Below are 20,270 nucleotides of genomic sequence, written 5' to 3' on the forward strand. Positions count from 1 at the left end.
GGCGAAGCGCAAGGTTTCTGGCGCCCCCCGCCTTCGCGGGGGCGATGGATATGTGCGGTGGAACGAATAGGTTTGCAGCCGCTGGGCAGCACCAACGGGTCGCGCTAGGGTGCCGCCCATGGTCGAACTGCTCCTCGACGCCGGCGCTCTGCTCGGCGAATCGCCTTTCTGGCATGTTGCCGAAGCTCGCCTCTATTGGGTCGATATCGAGAGCCGCAAAATCCATCGCACCGATCCCGTAACGGGTGCCGACGAGGCCATGGACCTCGCCGAGCAGGTCGGCTGCATCGCCCCGAGAGCGGGCGGCGGACTTGTTGCCGCACTCGAAAACGGCTGCGCGCTGATCGATAGCTGGGGCGCTACGCCGCGCGCCCTTGGCCCCGCGATACTCGCCGACAAACCCGAACAACGCTTCAACGATGGCTGTATCGACGCCGCCGGGCGGCTGTGGGTGGGCAGCGTGACAAGCGACAAGGCGAACCCCGCGGCGACGCTCTATCGCCTCGACCCCGACGGGTCGCTGACCCAAATCTTCGGCGGCCTCACCACCAGCAACGGCGCCGCCTTCAGCCCCGACGGGCGGACCTTCTATCACGCCGACACCCCGACGCATCGCGTCGACGCTTATGATCTCGACCCGGCGACCGGCGCGCTCGGCGCCGCCCGCGTCCTGCACCAGTTCGAACGCGGCCATGGCCGCCCCGACGGCGCCGCGGTCGATGCCGAGGGCTGTTACTGGTCGGCGCTGTGGGATGGCTGGCGCGTCGTGCGCCTGTCGCCTGCGGGCGAGTTGCTTCAGACGGTCGAGCTGCCGGTCCAGCGCCCGACGATGATCGCGTTCGGCGGCGATGACCTGAAAACCGCGTTCGTGACCAGCGCGGGCAAGAATCTGACCGACGAAGAACGCGTGACGCAACCGCACGCCGGCGGCGTCTTCTCTTTCGGCGTCGATGTGCCGGGATTGGCGCAGGCGAACTTCGGGGGATAGGCCGATCCGCCCGCAAAGGCGCCGCCGCTTTTTTCGCTGTCCTACATTCTGCGGCGGGCATAACATCGCCCTCATGCCCGGCTCTGCCCATCCCGCCTCCCACACCCCCGAACCCCTCCGCACCCCGCGTGGGAGGGAAAATGAGGGGGGACGCAGTGTGTACTTCCTATACTTTGGAATAAAGTTGCGCGGGCGCCGTGCGCTGCTTGCACTCTTTCGTCCTCCCGGTTTAAGGCTGAAAAAGATTTCATTCGAAACCTTTTCCTCGGGAGATTCCAACGATGCCGCGCACCGCGCACCCCCTCGTCCGTCGCCTGTCGATCCTGCTTGCATCGACTGCGCTTTTCACGGGTTATAGTCAGATGACTGTCACTGCCGCCGAAACCGCCGCCGCCAAGCCGGCCACCGCCACCGCGCCCGCCGGCGAAAACCCGCTGCTCGCGCCATGGACCGGCCCCTATGAAGGCGTGCCGCCGTGGGACAAGCTCGACCCCGAACTTTTCCCCACCGCCTTTCCCAAGGCGATGGCTGACGTGAAGGCCGAAGTGCAGGCGGTGATCGACAATCCCGCTGCGCCGACCTTTGAAAACACCCATGTCCCGATGATGCTCGCGGGCGACACAATGGACCGGCTGGGCGCACTGTGGGGCGTGCAGACGTCGAACAAGTCGAACGACCGGGTCGAGGCCATCGACGCCGAATGGAGCCCCAAGCTCACCACTTTCTACACCGAGCTATTCCTCGATCCCAAGCTCTTCGCCCGCTACAAGGCGGTGTATGACAAGCGCCTGACCAGCGGCCTCAACGCGCAGCAGATCCGTATCGTCGAGCGCAGCTATGACGAAATGGTCCGCGACGGCGCCAATTTGTCGCCCGCCGACAAGACGAAGCTGGTCGAGCTCAACTCCAAGCTTGAAAGCCTGTTCTCCGGCTTCTCGTCGAAACTGCTCGGCGATGAAAAGCTCTACACGCTCGTCGCCGACAAGGCCGAACTGGGCGGGCTCGACGCCGGCTTTATCGCGTCGCTCGCCTCGGCTGCCGAAGCCGCGGGCAAGCCCGGCCAATATGCGATCAAGAACACGCGTTCGTCGGCGCAGCCGGTGCTGCAGAACGCCACCGACCGCGCCCTGCGCGAGAAAGTCTGGCGCGCATTCGTCGGCCGCGGCGACAATGGCAACGCCAATGACACCAATGCGACGATCGCCGAGATATTGAAGCTGCGCCAGCAGCGCGCCGAACTGCTCGGTTTCCCGACCCACGCGCATTACCGCATGGCCGACACGATGGCGAAGACGCCGGAAAATGCGATGGGTCTGATGATGAAGGTCTGGCCCGGCGCTGTCGCGCGCGCGAAGGAAGAGGTCGCCGACATGCAGACGATCGCCGACGCCGAAGCCAAGGCCGGCAAGGGCCCGAAAATCACCATCGAACCCTGGGACTATCGCTATTATTCGGAAAAGGTCCGCAAGGCGAAGTACGACCTCGATGAAAGCGAAGTGAAGCCCTATCTTCAGCTCGACAAGCTGGTCGACGGCATGTTCTGGGCCGCGGGCCAGCTTTACGATCTGGGCTTCAAGGAAAATACCGGCACCATCCCGGTCTTCGATCCCAAGGTGCGGACGTTCGAGGTCTATAATCTCAAGACCAACGAAAATGTCGGCGTCTTCTACCTCGATAATTTCGCGCGCGACGGAAAGCGGTCGGGCGCGTGGATGACCACCTATCGCGCCCAGCAGACGCTGGGCGGCGAACGCAACGTCCTCGCCTCGAACAACAATAATTTCACCGAAGCGGCGAAGGGCGAACCCACGCTGATCAGCCTGGACGATGCCACGACGCTGTTCCACGAATTCGGCCACGGCATTCATTATCTGCTGCAGCAGGTCAATTATCCCGCGCTCGCCGGCGTCCCGCGCGACTTCGTCGAATTCCCGAGCCAGGTGAACGAAAACTGGCTGATGACGCCCGAAATCCTGTCGAAATATGCGACCCACTACCAGACGGGCAAGCCGATGCCGCAGGCGCTGGTCGACAAGATCCTCGCGTCGAACAAGTTCAATCAGGGCTTTGAGACGGTCGAATATCTGTCGAGCGCGATCGTCGACATGAAGATGCACGACCGCAAGACGCCGCCGACCGACATCGACAAGTTCGAGCGCGACACGCTGGCGGAAATCGGCATGCCGAAGGAAATCGTCATGCGGCACCGCCTGCCGCAGTTCGGCCATTTGTTCAGCTCGGACGCCTATTCGGCCGGCTATTACAGCTATCTGTGGTCCGAGACGATGGACGCCGACACCTGGGCGGCCTTCACCGAAGCCGGCGGCCCGTGGGATCGCACCGTCGCCGACAAGTTCCGCACCATCCTGCTCATGACCGGCAACGAAACCGACCGCGCCGAGGCCTATCGCGCCTTCCGCGGCCGCGACCCCGACGTGAAGGCGCTGCTCCGGAAGCGCGGTTTCCCGACCGGCGAATAAGTCGAACACGGCAAAGACAAAGGCAAAGGGGGCGATTTCGCCCCCTTTGTTTTGCGGTTGACCATCCGCAAATCTGCTATAAATATGATATCATAATTATATCGGAGGGCAATATGAGCGATTCGAATGCAGCGGCGGGCCTGAATCCGACCCGTGAGGTCCGCGCCGCCACCGCGAGCGGCTATGTCATGCTGCTCATCTGGCTGGCGCTCCTGGCCCTCGCCATCTGGTGCGGCGTCCAGCTGGCGAGCGACAATGCCTCGTCCACGACCATCGCCATGCTCGGGGCCAGCGCCGTCGCCGGCACGTTGATCCTGTGCGGATTCTATCTGATCAACCCCAATGAAGCCGCCGCGATCCAGCTGTTCGGCGCCTATAAGGGGACGGATCGCGAAAGCGGACTGCGCTGGGTGCTGCCATGGCTGACCCGCCACAAGATCGCGGTGCGCGCGAACAATGTGATTTCGGACAAGATCAAGGTCAACGACCTGCGCGGCAACCCGATCGAGATGGCGGCGCAGGTCGTGTGGCGCGTCACCGATACCGCGCAGGCCCTGTTCGACGTCGACGATTACAAGGAATTCGTCATGGCGCAGATCGAGGCCGCGGTGCGCTCGATCGGCTCGCGCTATCCCTATGACGATATCGAGCATCAGGAAGTGACGCTGCGCGGCAATCATGACGAAGTCGGCGTCGAGCTGCGCAAGGCGCTGATCGAACGGCTGAGCGTCGCGGGGATCACGGTCGACGAATGCGGCCTGACCCACCTCGCCTATGCGCAGGAAATCGCCGGGGCGATGCTCCGCCGCCAACAGGCCGAAGCCGTGATCGCGGCACGCAAGAAACTGGTCGAAGGGGCGGTGACGATGGTCGAAATGGCGCTGATCCAATTGTCCGAAAAGGGCGTCGTCGACCTCGACGACGAACGCAAGGCGGCGATGGTCTCGAACCTGATGGTCGTGCTGTGCGGCGAACGCGACACCCAGCCCGTCGTCAACGCCGGCTCGCTCTATTGACGCGGCCATCATGTCCGCATCTGCCAGAAAAGCCTTCGCCCTTCGCCTCGATCCCGCACTCTATGCGGCGATCGAGCGAATGGCGGCGGCCGAATTGCGCAGCGCCAATGCCGAGATCGAGGTGTTGCTGCGTGAGGCACTGGCGCGACGCGGCGTTCAGGTGAAGCCCCCGGTTCCCGCCAAACGCGGCCGTCCATCGAAAGAGAAAGACTGATCATGCTGCACCTCATCACACAAAAGGGCCCATGGTTCCGCGCCAAACGTCATGGTTACGGCACCGGCCTGCCCATCGTCTGGCAGGGCTGGCTGTTCCTGTTGCTTCATATTGCGATGATTGCCGGGCTGGCCGTCCTGCTGCAGGGTCGGCCCGTCGCGATGACCATCGCTGTCGTGCTGGCGGCGCTCGCCCCGATGCCGATCTATCGCGCCAGAACCGAGGGCGGCTGGCGCTGGCGCTAGAACAACGCTCCATGCCGCCGACCGGCGCCCGAACGGGGCCTAATATCGCTGCCATGCGCGGCCCCGCTTGCCCCTCACGGGCTTGATGGTTAAGGCCGATTCCATGACCGCCCATCCCGCCCCCGTCCGCATCGCCCCATCCATCCTCAGCGCCGACTTCGCGCGGCTGGGCGAGGAAGTGCGCGCGATCGAAACCGCGGGCGCCGACTGGGTCCATATCGACGTCATGGACGGCCATTACGTCCCCAATCTGACGATCGGCCCGGCGGTGGTAAAGGCGCTGCGTCCGCACTCGACCCTGCCCTTCGATGTCCATCTGATGATCTCGCCGGTCGATCATTTCCTCGACGCCTTTGCCGCGGCGGGCGCCGACATCATCACCGTCCACCCGGAGGCCGGCCCCCACATCCATCGCACCGTCCAGCACATCAAGTCGCTGGGCAAGCAGGCGGGCGTGTCGCTGAACCCCGCGACTCCGGCGAAGATGCTCGACTATCTGATCGACGACATCGACCTGGTGCTGATCATGAGCGTCAACCCCGGCTTCGGCGGTCAGAGCTTCATTTCGAGCCAGTTGCGCAAGATCGAGGCGGTCAGGAAGATGATCGACAAGACCGGCCGCGATATCAGGCTGGAAGTCGATGGCGGGATCGACGCCGCAACCGCGCCGCTGGCGATCGCCGCGGGCGCCGACGTGCTGGTCGCGGGCACCGCGACCTTCAAGGGCGGCCCCGACGCTTATGCCGACAATATCCGACGGCTGCGCGGCGCCTGAGCATGGCAAAACCGGTGACGGCCCCAACCGACAATGATCCGGGTACCGCCGCTGCCGACGTCCTCGATGACCTGATCGAGCCCGGCAAGCGCCTGATTCGCCTGCCCGCCGACAGGGGCCTGACCCTCGGCGACCGGATCGCCAATCATATCACCCGGCTGACCTGGCGCACCCCGCTCCACGCGCTGCGCCTGAAGGGCCGCTTCCCGCTGAAACTGCTCGGCGTGCCGACCGACCCGGTTCCGGGCGACGCCCGCGCCGGCACCGCGATCCGCGCCGGTCATTTCCTCCATCGCGGGCTGAAGCTCTCGCTTGGCGATCTCGATTTCGCGGCCCTCGACGTTCCGCCGGCTTTCGCCGACTATCTCCACAGCTTTGCATGGCTGCGCGATCTGGCCGCGACCGGCACCCGCGCCGACGGCGTGCCGATCGCCGAAGCCGTGGTGCGCCACTGGCTGGCGACCCACGGCGAAACGGTGGGCGAACCCGCGTGGAAGGCCGACAACAGCGCGTGGCGGATCCTGTTCTGGGCTGCGCACGCGCCGCTGATCCTGTCGTCGAGCGACCTCATATATCGCTCGGCGGTCCTCAATCATCTCGCTCGCGCGGCGCGGCACCTCGACCGCGTCGCCGACAAGACACGCCCCGGCACCGGCCAGATGGTCGCATGGGTCGGGATCGTCGCCGCGTCGTTGCTGATGCCCGGCGGCGAACCGCGGCAGATTTTCGGCGAAGCAGGCCTTCGCAAGGTCCTCGAAACCAGCTTCTACGCCGACGGCGGCAATATCTCGCGCTCGCCGCAGGCTCAGCTCGACGCGATCATGGCACTGTCGATGCTCGCGCAAGTTTATGACATGCGCCGCATGGAAGTTCCGCCCTTCGTCCAGGAAGTGCTGACGCGCGCGGTTCCCGCGCTGCTCGGCCTCGTCCATAGCGATGGCGGCATGGGCAATTGGCAGGGCAGCGGCGCGACCGCCGCCGCTGACATTCAGGCCATCGTCCGCGCCAGCGGCATCCGCACCCGCCCGCTCAAACAGGCGCGCGACTGGGGCTATCAACGGCTGGTCGCGGGCAAGGTCGTGCTGCTCGCCGATGCCGCTCCGCCCCCGATCGCCCGCGTGACCGAGGCGGGCTGCGCCTCGACCCTCGCCTTCGAACTCAGTGATGGAGACGAACGCATCGTCGTCAACTGCGGCGGAGCCGCGCTGACCGGTGCGACGATCCCCGCTGACCTAGCGCGCGGGCTGCGCACAACGGCGGCGCATTCGACGCTGATCCTCGCCGATACCAATTCGACCGCTATCCTGCCAAATGGCTCGCTCGGCAAGGGCGTGACCGAGGTTGAACTCGACCGCCGCGAGACCCCTCAGGGCAGCCGTCTCGAGATGAGCCACGACGGCTATGCCCGCCGCCATGGCCTGATCCACCGCCGCCTGCTAATCCTGTCGCCCAACGGGCGCGAGCTTCGCGGCGAAGATTTGCTGCTCCCCGCGCCGCGCAGCCGGCGCAAGGGCGACAAGGGTTTTGCCCTGCGCTTTCACCTCGGCGCCAATATGTCGGCCAGCCTGACCGCCGACCGGCTCGGCGCGCTGCTTCGCATCAACGGCGGGCCATTGTGGCAATTCCGCACGTCCGACGGCGTGCTGGAAGTCGAGGACAGCCTGTGGGTTGACGGCGACGGCCGCCCGCACCCAACCGAACAGCTGGTCGTCACCGGCACCGCGCCCGCGGGCGGCGCCAGCATCGGCTGGATCTTCAAACATATCGGCTGATCGGCCGGATCCGCAAAATTTCCTGATCCGCCACTTTGCCCGCAATCCTTACCGCTTGCTCGCCCCCCCTTTCTTCTGTGTCAGTACTATGACAGCTGCGTAACACAGCGGTCATAGAGCGCTGTCACTGGCCCCCTCGACCGCCGGTAGCCAACAGGCGCGGGCGACCTTCTCGCACTCCTCGGGGGATTTCATGCACAAGCTTCACACCGTCCGTTCGCGCATCCTGATCGGTACCTGCCTTTCGCTGGCGGCCGCGCTCCCGACCGTCGCCTGGGCGTCCGACATCGTCGGCACCGTGACCGACGCCACCAACACCCGCGCGCTGCAGAGCACCGAACTGCGCATCGCCGAACTCGGCCGCGTCGCCGAATCGAGCCGCGACGGCAGCTTCCGCTTCACCGACGTTCCGGCCGGCACCTACACGCTCGAAGCCCGCTACAGCGGCGCCGAGCCGACGACGCAGTCGGTCACAGTTCCCGAATCGGGCAGCGTCACCGCCAATGTCGTCCTCGGCACCGACGGCTCGATCCTCGTCATCGGTCAGGCGGCAAACCTCGCCAGCAGCCTGTCGCGCCAGCGCGCCGCCGACGGCGTCGAAAGCGTCCTGACCCGCGACGGCATCGGCCAATTCCCCGACCAGAACGTCGCCGAATCGCTGCGCCGCCTGCCCGGCGTGAACATCCTGAACGATCAGGGCGAAGGCCGCTTCGTCTCGGTTCGCGGTCTCGATCCCGAGCTGAACGCCGCATCGATCAACGGCACACGCATTCCCGCTCCAGAAAGCGACGTCCGCTCGGTCGCACTCGACGTCGTCGCCGCCGAACTGATCGAATCGATCGAGGTCAAGAAATCGCTGACCCCCGACATGGACGCCGACACGCTCGGCGCGTCGATCGAGATCAACACCACCAGCGCCTTCGACCGCAAGAAGGACCTGCTCTCGGTCAAGCTCGAGGGCAGCTATAACAATTACGCCGACAAGCTGACCCCTAAGGGCAGCCTCGATTTCTCGACCCGCGTCACCGACAATTTCGGCATCGCGGGCGGCGTCAGCTATTACAAGCGCAAGTTCGAGACCGACAATATCGAAGCCGCCGACTGGAACGTGAGCAACGATGGCATCGCCTATGCCGAGGAAGTTCAGTACCGCGACTATGACGTCGAACGCGAACGCTTCGGCGCCTCGCTCAGCCTCGATTTCCGGGCCGGCGACAGCACCAAGCTCTACGCACGCGGCATCTACAACAAATTTTCGGACCATGAATATCGCGGCGACGTGATCCTGATCATGGACGAACCGCCAGTCGCGGCCAAGAGCAGCGCGACATCGGCTTTCTTCACCGACGCGGACGGCCGCATCGAAGTGCGCCGCCGCATGAAGGATCGCGCCGAGGAGCAGCGCATCAAGTCGATCACGGTCGGCGGCGAAACCGAAACAGGTCCGTGGAAACTGACCTATTCGGGATCGTGGTCGGAGGCCACCGAACGCGAAAACGCCTCGGTCGATCCCACGCGTTTCCGCGCCCGCTTCGACGGCGACGGGGTTGATGTGAACTTCGACTATGCCGATCCGCGCCGACCGATCTTCACCGCGTCGGGCGATACCGACCTGTTCAACGACCCGTCCGAATATGGATTCAACGAACTGGAACTGACCGCACCGTCCGATTCAAAGGACACGGAATGGAGCGCACGAGCGGACCTCGCCCGCGAATTCGCACTTAGCAACGGGACCTTCACGGTTCAGGCGGGAGTCAAATCGCGCTGGCGCGAAAAATCCTATAACCTCGATACGCTGGTATTCGACGATTATGACGGTGACTATACGCTGGCCGACGTGCTCGGCGGTCAGACCTATCGGATCCAGAACCTCGGCCCCTTGCCGAGCCAGCTCGCCCCGACGAAATTCTTCTATGACAACCGCGCCAATTTCGAACCGAATCAGGTGGACACCGACATCAATTCGAACTCGTCGGACTATTCGGTCGATGAAGACGTCCTGGCCGGCTATCTGCTCGGACGGTGGGAAACCGATCAGGTTCGCGTCATCGGCGGCCTCCGCATGGAACGGACCCGCAACGACATCCGGGCGAAGCTGACCCAGCTTTTCCTCGAGGACGAAGTCTATGAAGGCGTCACGCTCGACGAAGATACGGTCATCGTCACCCCCAACCAGTTCAAGCGCAGCTATACCGACTGGTTGCCCAGCCTCACCATCCGCTACGAACCGGCGAATGACCTTGTCCTGCGTCTGGCCGGCTACAAGAGCCTTGTTCGCCCAAAACTGTCCAATCTCGCACCGCGTTTCGACGTCAACGAGGACGGTGAAGCGACCTTCGGCAACCCGAACCTGAAGCCGTACCGTGCTTGGAACATCGACGCTTCGGCCGAATGGTATTTCGGGAAAAATTCGGCGCTGAGCGCCGGCGTCTTCTGGAAATCGGTGAATAATTTCATCGTCGAGCAGCGGATCACCACGCCGGGCAACATCTATGGCGTCGCGTATGACGAGCTTACGACATATATCAACGGCGACAAGGGCAAGATAAAGGGTCTGGAACTGTCCTACAACCAGTCCTTCTCCTTTCTGCCCTCGCCTTTCGATGGCCTTCTGCTCAACGCCAACTACACCTACACAGACGCGAAAGGCACGGTGTTCAATAAAGGCGACATCGCCGATCCGCGACCGATCCCGCTGATGTCGTCGGCTAAGCATACCTTCAACGTCGCGCTCGGTTATGAAAAGGGCCCACTCTCGCTGCGCGCCGCGGGCACCTATCGCGACAAGTATCTCGATGAACTGGGCAGCACCGCGGATCAGGACCGCTATGTCGACCAGCATTTCCAGCTCGACCTGTCGGCGAAACTCCGCGTCACGAAGGGCGTCCGCCTGTTCGCCGAATGGGTGAACGTCACCGACGCGCCCTATTTCGCTTATCAAAACTTCGAAGGCGCCAAGCGCATCCTGCAGTATGAAAAATACAGCTGGACCGCGAAGTTCGGCGTTTCCGCCAGCTTCTGACGACCAGGCAGGGAAGGATAGATGATGACGACTAAGCGTATGTTCGGTCTGTCGCTGCTCGCGGCGACGATGTTTTCGGCCGCGCCGGCCGCTGCCGAAGAACCGGCGACGACGGGTTTTCCCATCATGACGCAGACGGAGGATGGCGCGCCCATCCCTCGCTCTGCGGGGCTTCCCTATGCACCCAAAAACCTTGCCGACCGCATCGTACTCACGCCCGGCGCCGACCCGGCGCGCGAGATGGCAGTGGCCTATCGTACCGACACCGCACAGACCGAGTCCCAGGCCCAGATCGCGGTGTCGGTCGACGGGCCCACGCTTGAGGAAAAGGCCATGCTCGTCAGTGGCAAGGCGATGCCGGTCGACAGCAGCTATGGCCGCGCCCTCTATCACCAGATACGTTTCACCGATCTCGCGCCCGACACGGTATACACCTACCGGGTGAAGGGGGCCGCGGGCTGGAGCGAATGGTATCAGTTCCGCACGGCGGCCGCCGAAGCGAAGCCCTTCCGCTTCCTCTATCTCGGTGACATCCAGAACGGCATCCTCACCTATGCCAGCCGCGTGATCCGCCAAGCCTTTCACGCCAACGGCGACATTCGCCTAGTCGTCCATGCCGGTGACCTTGTCAGCCAGCGCGACGACCTCGATCATGATGATGAATGGGGCGAATGGAATCAGGCCGGCGGCTATAATTATGCAATCGTCCCGCAAGTTCCCGCGACCGGAAACCACGAATATGTCGATGTACTGAAACCCGACGGCACCGAAAGCCGCAGGCTCGGCCCCTATTGGCCGGCCCAGTTCGCGCTACCCGCCAATGGCGCGAAGCCGGTCGAGGCGACGACCTATTTCACCGACTATCAGGGTGTGCGCTTCATCGTACTTGACGGTACTGCGGCGATCGACCTCGGGTCGATGGAGGCGCAGACCAAGTGGCTCGACCAGACCCTCGCGTCGAGCAAAGCGAGCTGGAACGTGGTGCTGTTCCATCAGCCGGTCTTCACCTGCGCCCGCCCGAACGACACCAAGGAAATCAAGGCGGCATGGAAGCCGGTGTTCGAAAAGCGCAAGGTCGATCTGGTGCTGCAGGGGCACGATCATTGCTACAGTCGCCTGACCGCCGAATCCGGCCGCGAAGCGGGTGCAAAGGCGCGCGCGGGCGGCGCGATACAGGGGCCGGTCTATCTTGTGTCGGTGACCGGATCGAAAATGTACCGGCTCAACGATCGAGCACCGAACCAGCCCGACAAGATCGCCGAGGCCACCGAACTCTACCAGATCGTCGACGTCGATCCGAAGCGACTGAAATTCCGCACCTTCACTGCATCTGGCAAGCTTTACGACGGCTTCGACCTTGAACGGACCGCCGCCGGCAACCGTCTGAGCGAAATCACCGACCCGACACTGGCTGCGCGCACATGTTCGGGCGATATCGGCCCCGATGGCGGACGCTGCGTCGCATCGGGCAAATAGATACAGGGGATAGTGATGAAGCGAACATCAAATCTGTTTACCGCCGCGGCACTTACCGCCGTGCTCGCCGGCTGCGCTGCGAGTGAACCGGTGATCCACGGCCTGCCCCCGGCGCCGGTTACGGCGAGCGGCGAGACTGCGCCCGTCGGAACCAGCCGCGCCGATGCTGCCGACGATCCGGCGATCTGGATCGACCCAGCCAATCCGGGCCGCGCACTGGTGATCGCGACCGACAAAAAGGCGGGCCTCCACGTTTATGATCTCGCCGGCAAGGATCTGGCGTTCATCAAGGGCGGACTGGTCAACAATGTCGACGTGATGGGCGACATCATCGTCGCCAGCGACCGTAACGATGGCGTGAATGCCCATCTCGCGGTCTTCCGCCTCGACGGCGCTAAACCCGCACTCACCGCGATCGGCCGCGCGCCTGCGGGCGCTGGCGAAGCCTATGGTCTGTGCCTGGCCCAGACCGCGCCCGGCGCGCCGCTGACTGCGGCACTGATCGTCAAGGACGGCACGGTGCGCGTCGGGACGCTGACCGTTGCCCCCGGCGCTGCACCATCTTTTGCCGTTCAGTGGGAATATAAGATCCCGACCCAGTCCGAAGGCTGTGTCTTCGACGGCGACACGCTTTATGTCGGCGAGGAAGATGCCGGCATCTGGCAGTTGCAACGTGAGGGCACCGGGGCAACCGCGCGTCTGGTCGCTCCGGTCGACAACCAACGCCTCGTCGCCGATGTCGAGGGCCTCGCGACGATCGACCACAAGGGACAGCGTTACCTGATCGCATCGAGCCAGGGCGACAATGCGTTCGCCGTCTTCCGCCTGCCCGGCGTCGATTATATCGGACGCTTCGCGGTCGCTGCCGGGACGTTCGGTGCGACGAGCGAAACCGACGGGATCGCTGCTGCCGCGGGCAATTTCGGCGGCGACTATGCGGGCGGACTCTTCATCGCGCAGGACGGCGACAACGCACCCAAGGCGCAGAATTTCAAGCTGGTCGGCTGGGACCGGATTGCTGCGGCGCTGGGGCTGTAACGGCACAGGAAATTATTCGCGCAGGGGCGCACGGATAAGGGCTTTGGTAGCTTCGTTGCCATTCGATCGCTCTGTGTCTTCTGCACCTCTGCGCGAAACCTCTCTTTGCTTTGCTCTTTTTCCCTCTCCGCGTTTCCGCGGCGCCGCATGAACGGTTTTCTGGGCTCGGCCGTACCGCTCACGCCTTGCCCTGAAGCCGCGGCGCGCCTAGGGGGGCTGCGTCTTTCCACGCCATAAGCAAAGCCCCTTTCCATGACCGATCTCGTTCCCGTCCGCCGCGCGCTTCTGTCCGTCAGCGACAAGGCGGGTCTCGCCGACCTCGCCGCCGCGCTCGTCCGTCATGGTGTCGAACTGGTTTCGACCGGCGGCACTGCAAAGGCGCTGCGCGAGGCGGGCCACAATGTCCTCGATGTCGCCGACCTCACCGGCTTTCCCGAGATGATGGACGGCCGCGTCAAGACGCTGCACCCGACGGTTCATGGCGGCATTCTCGCGGTGCGCGACGATGCCGCGCATGTCGCATCGATGGAAGAACATGGCATCGGCGCGATCGATCTGGTCGTCGTCAACCTCTACCCATTTGCGGCGACGGTCGCGAAGGGCGCGGCCCGCGACGAGATCATCGAAAATATCGACATCGGCGGTCCCGCGATGGTGCGCTCGTCGGCGAAAAATCATGCCTTTGTGAACATCGTCACCGAACCCGAGGATTATGCCGCCGTGATCGCCGAGATGGACGCGAACAATGGCGCGACGACGCTGGGCCTGCGCAAGCGCCTCGCCGCGACCGCTTTCGCCCACACTGCGACCTATGACGGGATGATCGCCAGCTGGTTCGCCTTCGCCGATCAGGGCAAGCTGTTCCCCGACACGTTGCCGCTCACCGCCAAGCTTCAGACCGAACTGCGCTACGGAGAGAACCCGCACCAGAAGGCCGCGCTCTACCTTCCCGCCGGCCCCGCATCGCGCGGCATCGCGCAGGCGCAGCAGGTGCAGGGCAAGGAACTCAGCTATAACAATATCAACGATGCCGACGCGGCGCTCGAACTAGTCGCAGAATTCCGCGACGCCGGGCCGACCTGTGTCATCGTCAAGCACGCCAACCCATGCGGCGTCGCGAGCGGCGCGACGATCGCGGAAGCCTATGACGCGGCGCTGAAGTGCGACGATGTGTCGGCGTTCGGCGGCATCATCGCGGTCAACCGCCCGCTCGACGGCCCGACCGCCGAGGCGATCAGCGGCATTTTCACCGAAGTCGTCTGCGCCCCCGATGCCGACACCGATGCGCGCGCGGTGTTTGCGAAGAAAAAGAATCTGCGCCTGCTGCTCACCGGCGAGCTTCCAGATCCGGCGCGCGGCGGCCTGATGATGAAGACGATCGCGGGCGGCTGGCTGGCGCAGAGCCGTGACAATGGCCACATCACGCGCGACGATCTGAAAGTCGTCACCGACCGCGCCCCGACCGAAGAGGAGCTGACCGATGCACTCTTCGCATGGACGATCGCCAAGCATGTGAAGTCAAACGCAATCGTCTATGCCAAGGGCGGTTCGACCGCGGGTATCGGCGCGGGCCAGATGAACCGACGTGACAGCGCGCGCATCGCCGCGATCAAGGCGCGCGAAGCCGCTGAAACGCACGGCTGGGCGGCCCCACGCACAGTCGGCAGCGCGGTCGCCAGCGACGCCTTTTTCCCCTTCGCCGATGGCCTGCTGGCGGCGGTCGAGGCGGGTGCGACCTGCGTCATCCAGCCCGGCGGCTCGATCCGCGACGATGAGGTGATTGCGGCCGCGAACGAAGCCGGCCTCGCGATGGTGCTCACCGGAATGCGCCACTTCCGGCATTGAGAGTTGGTCCCCGGCGAAAGCCGGGGAACACAAGCCTATTCGTTCGCCGCGGTGTGCAGCCAGTCGGCGTGGCGTGGCGCCTTTTTCGTCCTGCTCCATTCGTCGAGCATCAGCGGTGCGACCCGGCGCAGTTCGGCATATTGCTCAGCCGTGCCGATATCGCACGCCAGTTCGACGCGATGACCGTTGGGGTCGAAGAAATAGATCGACTTGAAAATGCCATGGTGCGTCGGGCCGAGTACATCGACGCCGCTCGCCTCCAGATGCGCTTTTGCCGCAACCAGTTCATCGAAACTGCCGACCTTGAACGCCAGATGCTGGACCCATGCCGGCGTGTTGGTGTCGCGCCCCATATCCGGTTGGTTGGGTAGCTCGAAAAACGCCAGGATATTGCCGTTCCCCGCGTCGAGAAAGACATGCATATACGGATCATATTCGCCGGTCGACGGCACATGATCCTCGGCAAAGGCGGTGGTGTAGGTCATGCCCAGCATGCGCTCATACCACTCGACCGTCTCCTTCGCATCCTTGCAGCGGTAGGCCGCGTGGTGAACGCCGCCGAGTTTAATGGGCGATTGGCTGGTCATTTACCCAACTCCGTTCGTGCTGAAACTGCTCCACGGGGGGGAGCGATCAAGCTTCTTCTTTGACCTCGAGCGCGCCGCGGCGAATCTGGTCCATTTCCATCGATTTGAACAGCGCCGTAAAATTGCCCTCGCCGAAGCCTTCATCCTTCTTGCGCTGGATAAATTCGAAGAAGACCGGGCCGATCACGGTCTGGCCGAAAATCTGGAGCAGCAGGCGCGGGTCGCCTTCGGTCGTCGACCCGTCGAGCAGGATGCCGCGCGACTGCAATCCCTCAACCGACTCGCCATGGCCGGGCAAGCGCTCTTCGAGCATTTCATAATAGGTCGCCGGCGGCGCGGGCGCGAACGGATTGCCCAGCTCTTTCAGCTTGTCCCACGCAGCATAAAGATCGTCGCAGCTGAATGCGATGTGCTGGATGCCCTCGCCATTATAGGCGCGCAGATATTCCTCGATCTGACCGCCGCCGCCCGCGCCCTCTTCGTTCAGCGGAATGCGGATCTTGCCGTCGGGTGCGGTCATCGCCTTGGACGTCAGCCCCGTATATTCGCCCTTGATGTCGAAGTAGCGGATTTCGCGGAAACCCGCGATGCGCTCATAGAAAGCCGCCCAATGCGCCATCCGGCCGCCATAGACATTGTGAGTCAGATGATCGATCAGCTGCATCCCGGCGCCGACCGGGTGGCGATCGACACCCTCTTCATAAACGAAGTCGATGTCATAAAGGCTGAGTTCGTCGCCGTACCGGTCGGTCAGATAGATGATCGACCCGCCGATGCCGCGGATCGCGGGCAGACGCAGTTCCATCGGGCCGGTTTTGACCTCGACAGGTTCGGCCCCCCGCGCGATCGCCTCGGCATAGGCCTTGGCCGCGTCGCGCACGCGCCAGCCCATGCCGCACGCCGACGGACCATGCTCCGCGGCGAAGTAAGCTGCAGGCGACTTGGGTTCATAATTGGCGATCAGGTTGATGCCGCCCTGGCGCCACAACTGGACATCCTTTGACCGATGATGCGCGATCTGGGTGAAGCCCATCGCCTGAAATACCGGTTCGAGAATCCCCTTTTCGGGTGCCGAGAATTCGACGAATTCAAAGCCGTCGAGGCCCAGCGGATTTTCGAAAAGGTCGGCCATGATCGCATTCCCATCTAGTTTCAATTGAAACTAATATGATGGAATGAGGGGTGCGAGTCAACGTGCGAGCGGCGAGTCCCTCGCATGCGCGTCGCCTCGCGTAGGCGGGGGCCGTTGTCGGCCTTGTTATCCTTGGCGGCGTACAAACTCCAGCAGCCCCGCCTGCGCAGGGGCGACGAGGAAGGTCAGGCGGTCGCCGCCTCAAACGCCTCCAGCGCTTCGCTTGCCGCCACCCAGCGCGCTTCAGCAGCTTCCTGCGCCGCGACGATCTTGCCGCGACGCTGCGACAGCTCGCTCATCGTCAGGCCCTTATATTCGTTCGCCGCGCCCTGCGGGTCGAACATCGCGCGGTCGATGGCGGAGAGAACGACCTCATATTTGGCGAGATCGGCCTCGGCGTCCGAAACCTCTTTCTTGACCTTCGCTGCGGCTTCGCGCGCTGCGGCGGCCGCTTTGCGGTCTTCCTTCTTGTCGGCCTTCGACATTTTTTCCTTCGCCGGGCCCTTGCCGAGGATCATGTCGACATAATCGTCCATGCTGCCGTCATATTCGCGCGCGGTGCCGTCATCGACGAGCACCAGCCGGTCGGCAGTCAGTTCGAGCATATGGCGGTCGTGGCTGACGAGGACCACGGCGCCTTCAAAGCCGTTGAGCGCCTGAACGAGCGCCTCGCGCGCGTCGACATCAAGGTGGTTGGTCGGTTCGTCGAGGATCAGCAGGTGCGGCGCCTCGCGGGTGATCAGCGCCAACGCGAGGCGTGCCTTTTCACCGCCCGACATTTTGGCCACTTGGGTCGTCGCGCGATTGCCCGAAAAGCCGAAACGCCCGAGCTGGGCGCGCACCGCGCCCTGCGTCTTGCCCTCCATCACCCGCGTCATATGCGCGAGCGGGGTATCGCTGCCGTCGAGTTCCTCGACCTGATATTGGGTAAAATAGCCGACGCGCATCTTGCCCGACGCCGCCATCGCGCCAGCCATGGGGCTGAGCTGCGCCGCGAGCAGCCGCGCGAGCGTGGTCTTGCCATTGCCGTTACGCCCGAGCAGCGCGATTCGGTCATCGGGATCGATCCGCAGGTTGAGCCGCTGGAGCACCGGTTTGTCGGCATAGCCGACGCTCGCCAGATCGAGGGTGATCAGCGGCGGCTTCAACTCGTCGGGGCTCGGGAAATCGAAGGCCAGCGTCTGGTCCTCCGCAAGCGCCGCGATCGGCTGCATTCGCGCCAGCATTTTGGCGCGAGATTGCGCCTGCTTCGCGGTCGACGCACGCGCGCTGTTGCGTGCAACATAGTCCTGCAGCTTGGCGCGCTGCGCATCCTGCGATGCCTTTGCCGCCGCGAGCTGCGCTGCGCGCTCCGCGCGCTGACGCTCGAACGCATCATAGCCGCCCGCATAGAGCATCACCTTACCACCTTCGAGGTGGAGGATATTGTCGACGACATTGTTGAGCAGGTCGCGCTCGTGACTGATCACCACCAGCTGGCCCGGATAGGCGCGCAGGAAATTTTCGAGCCACAGGGTCGCTTCAAGATCGAGGTGGTTCGACGGTTCGTCGAGCAGCAGCAAATCAGGTTCGGAGAAGAGCAACGCCGCGAGCGCAACGCGCATCTTCCAACCGCCCGAAAAGCTGTCGAGCGGCCGCCCCTGCATATCCTCATCGAACCCCAGCCCGATCAGGATACGCGCCGCGCGCGCCGGCGCGGTATAGGCGTCGATCGCGATCAGCCGCTCGTGAATATCGCCAAGCTTGTCGGGATCCTGTTCGGTTTCCGACGCGATGAGCAGTTCGGCGCGTTCGGTATCGGCGGCAAGCACCGTGTCAAACGGCGTCGCCGTCCCGCTGGGCGCTTCCTGCGCGATATAGCCGACGCGGGTGCGGCGCGGCATGTCGATGCTGCCTTCGTCGGGCTCGAGCTGTCCGATCATCACCTTCATCAGCGTCGATTTGCCCGCGCCGTTACGGCCGATCAGCCCGACGCGGCTTTTCGCCGGCAGGCTCGCCGTGGCGCGTTCGAGGATGGCGCGCCCGCCAAGGCGTACAGTGATTCCGTTGATCGTCAGCATGGGCGCGCGCCTAGCATGTTGCGACGCACAACCCAAGGGGTGTGCCACGCTTGTTTCGAAGCGCCCCTAGTGCGAGGCGCCCATCGATACTTTTTTGGGTAGCGGCGCGAACCATACCGCGGTCGCAGCGAGAACAAATACCACCCCTGATGCAAGAAACAGGTGGAGCACCCCAAGCGTGGACGCTTGCACCTCGACCAGTCGTTCGATTGCGGCGCGCGCTTGTTCGAGCGTCATCCCGGCACGCTGAAGCATGTCCATAGTACCGCCGGTATCGTTCATGCCGGAAACAAGTTCCGACCGAGCGACGCGGCTTTCGACATCCCACGCCGTCGTCGCAACCGCAGTGCCCATCGCGCCGCTGAGCGTGCGCAAAAAGCTCATCAAGCCCGCCGCCGACGTCTGATCCTTGGCGGGAACGCTGGAGAGCGCAAGCGCGGTCAGCCCGACGAAGAAGAAAGGCATGCCGAAGCCCTGCAGCAAATGCGGCAGCGCCAGCGTCCAATAATCGACGTCGGCGTTCCAGCTGGCGCGCAGCACTGAGACGAAGGCCATCCACAAAAGTGCGGTGCAGATGGAGATGCGAATGTCGATCTTGCCGATCAATCCCGCCGCGACCGGCGACAGCAGCACCGCGAACACGCCGATCCACGCGACGACATAGCCCGTCTCGGTCGCCGTATAGCCCGCGACCTGCTGCAGCCATAAAGGCGTCAGCACGACCTGCGAGAAAAAGGCGCCAAAGCCCAGCGATATGGCGACGGTGGAAAAGGTGAAACCGCGAAAGCGGAAAACGCGAAGGTCGACGACCGGATTGGCATCGGTCAGTTCCCAGATCACGAAGGCGGCGAAACCGATGACCGAAATGACCGCGAGCATCACAATCCACGTCGATTCGAACCAGTCATGCTCGCGCCCGGTATCGAGCATCAGCTGGAACGCCCCGACCGACAGGACGAGAAGCACCAGCCCGACGACGTCGATGCGCGCCTTCTCACGCTTCGTCTCAAACTTGCCAAGGAGACTGCCGACGCCAAAGGCGCAGAGCGCGACCACCGGCAGGTTGATGAAGAAGATCCACGGCCAGCTCCAGTTATCGCTGATCGTGCCGCCGAGAATTGGACCGAGAATCGGCGCCGTGGTCGTCGTCATCGCCCAGATCGCTAGGCCGACGCCTGCCTTTTCCTTGGGAAAGATACGCAGCAGCAGGATTTGCGACAGCGGCATCAACGGTCCCCCTGACAGCCCCTGCAGGATGCGAAAGGCGATCAGCGCGTCGAGCGTCTGCGAAATTCCGCAAAGGAAGGAGAAGAGCCCGAAGCCGAGGATCGAATAGAGGAACCAGCGCACCGTTCCGAACCGCATCGCGAGCCAGCCGGTCAGCGGCACGCTAATCGCATCGGCGACCGCATAGCTGGTGATCACCCAGGTCCCTTGCGTCGGCGACACGGCAAGGCCGCCGGCGATGTGCGGCACCGACACGTTGGCGATCGTCATGTCGAGCACGACGACGAAATTGGCGAGTGCAAGCGCGAAGGCCGCCGCGAACAGCTTGACGCCGCTCAGCGGTGCGGGTTCGCTGGATGCTCCGGCAGACAGGGCGGCGCTGGCCATCCC

At 63.8% G+C, this 20,270-nt stretch carries 15 protein-coding genes; 11 read left to right on the plus strand and 4 right to left on the minus strand.

Translation table 11 applies throughout. The features are described 5' to 3' along the window. The first annotated feature begins 118 nt into the window (after positions 1–118). The 11 genes from ACSYDV_RS19495 (at position 119) to purH (ending at position 14,874) form a co-directional block, all read left to right on the plus strand. Complete coding sequence (locus ACSYDV_RS19495) at positions 119–988, plus strand: SMP-30/gluconolactonase/LRE family protein (RefSeq protein ID WP_438325612.1); 870 nt, start codon at positions 119–121, stop codon at positions 986–988. Positions 989–1,269: 281 nt separating this feature from the next. Further along, on the plus strand, positions 1,270–3,468 hold the full coding sequence (locus tag ACSYDV_RS19500) for a M3 family metallopeptidase (protein WP_438325613.1): 2,199 nt from the start codon (positions 1,270–1,272) through the stop codon (positions 3,466–3,468). A gap of 113 nt (positions 3,469–3,581) precedes the next feature. Further along, complete coding sequence (locus ACSYDV_RS19505) at positions 3,582–4,484, plus strand: SPFH domain-containing protein (RefSeq protein WP_438325614.1); 903 nt, start codon at positions 3,582–3,584, stop codon at positions 4,482–4,484. A 10-nt stretch (positions 4,485–4,494) separates the two neighbouring features. After that, a complete protein-coding gene (locus ACSYDV_RS19510) occupies positions 4,495–4,698 on the plus strand; it encodes a type II toxin-antitoxin system antitoxin (protein WP_438325615.1) in 204 nt (67 codons plus the stop codon). Between the two features lie 2 nt (positions 4,699–4,700). Continuing rightward, complete coding sequence (locus tag ACSYDV_RS19515; RefSeq protein WP_438325616.1) at positions 4,701–4,943, plus strand: hypothetical protein; 243 nt, start codon at positions 4,701–4,703, stop codon at positions 4,941–4,943. Positions 4,944–5,046: 103 nt separating this feature from the next. Then, entirely contained in the window at positions 5,047–5,718 is a 672-nt protein-coding gene (gene rpe / locus ACSYDV_RS19520; protein ID WP_438325617.1) for a ribulose-phosphate 3-epimerase, read from the plus strand. A 2-nt stretch (positions 5,719–5,720) separates the two neighbouring features. Beyond that, a complete protein-coding gene (locus tag ACSYDV_RS19525) occupies positions 5,721–7,490 on the plus strand; it encodes a heparinase II/III family protein (RefSeq protein ID WP_438325618.1) in 1,770 nt (589 codons plus the stop codon). Positions 7,491–7,683: 193 nt separating this feature from the next. After that, complete coding sequence (locus tag ACSYDV_RS19530) at positions 7,684–10,515, plus strand: TonB-dependent receptor (RefSeq protein WP_438325619.1); 2,832 nt, start codon at positions 7,684–7,686, stop codon at positions 10,513–10,515. 39 nt (positions 10,516–10,554) lie between these two features. Next, positions 10,555–11,991, plus strand: coding sequence for a purple acid phosphatase family protein (locus tag ACSYDV_RS19535; protein WP_438325996.1), 1,437 nt, complete (start codon positions 10,555–10,557; stop codon positions 11,989–11,991). 15 nt (positions 11,992–12,006) lie between these two features. Continuing rightward, positions 12,007–13,029, plus strand: a complete 1,023-nt coding sequence (locus ACSYDV_RS19540) for a phytase (protein ID WP_438325620.1) — start codon at positions 12,007–12,009, stop codon at positions 13,027–13,029. A 252-nt stretch (positions 13,030–13,281) separates the two neighbouring features. Further along, positions 13,282–14,874, plus strand: coding sequence for a bifunctional phosphoribosylaminoimidazolecarboxamide formyltransferase/IMP cyclohydrolase (gene purH, locus ACSYDV_RS19545; protein WP_438325621.1), 1,593 nt, complete (start codon positions 13,282–13,284; stop codon positions 14,872–14,874). Between the two features lie 35 nt (positions 14,875–14,909). On the opposite strand, the gene ACSYDV_RS19550 is transcribed toward purH, so the two are convergent. From ACSYDV_RS19550 to ACSYDV_RS19565, 4 genes are all read right to left on the minus strand, one after another. Next, complete coding sequence (locus ACSYDV_RS19550) at positions 14,910–15,461, minus strand: VOC family protein (protein WP_438325622.1); 552 nt, start codon at positions 15,459–15,461, stop codon at positions 14,910–14,912. Positions 15,462–15,507: 46 nt separating this feature from the next. Beyond that, the gene (hppD, locus tag ACSYDV_RS19555; RefSeq protein ID WP_438325623.1) at positions 15,508–16,593 is read right to left on the minus strand and encodes a 4-hydroxyphenylpyruvate dioxygenase; all 1,086 of its coding nucleotides are present in this window, start codon (positions 16,591–16,593) and stop codon (positions 15,508–15,510) included. Positions 16,594–16,778: 185 nt separating this feature from the next. Further along, entirely contained in the window at positions 16,779–18,653 is a 1,875-nt protein-coding gene (locus tag ACSYDV_RS19560) for an ABC-F family ATP-binding cassette domain-containing protein (RefSeq protein ID WP_438325625.1), read from the minus strand. Between the two features lie 66 nt (positions 18,654–18,719). Further along, positions 18,720–20,267 (minus strand): DHA2 family efflux MFS transporter permease subunit, encoded by a 1,548-nt coding sequence (locus ACSYDV_RS19565; RefSeq protein ID WP_438325626.1) that lies wholly within the window; start codon positions 20,265–20,267, stop codon positions 18,720–18,722. Between the last annotated feature and the right edge of the window lie 3 nt (positions 20,268–20,270).

It is taken from the genome of Sphingopyxis selenitireducens (genome assembly GCF_051550705.1).
In the GTDB taxonomy this organism is placed as follows: Bacteria; Pseudomonadota; Alphaproteobacteria; order Sphingomonadales; family Sphingomonadaceae; genus Sphingopyxis.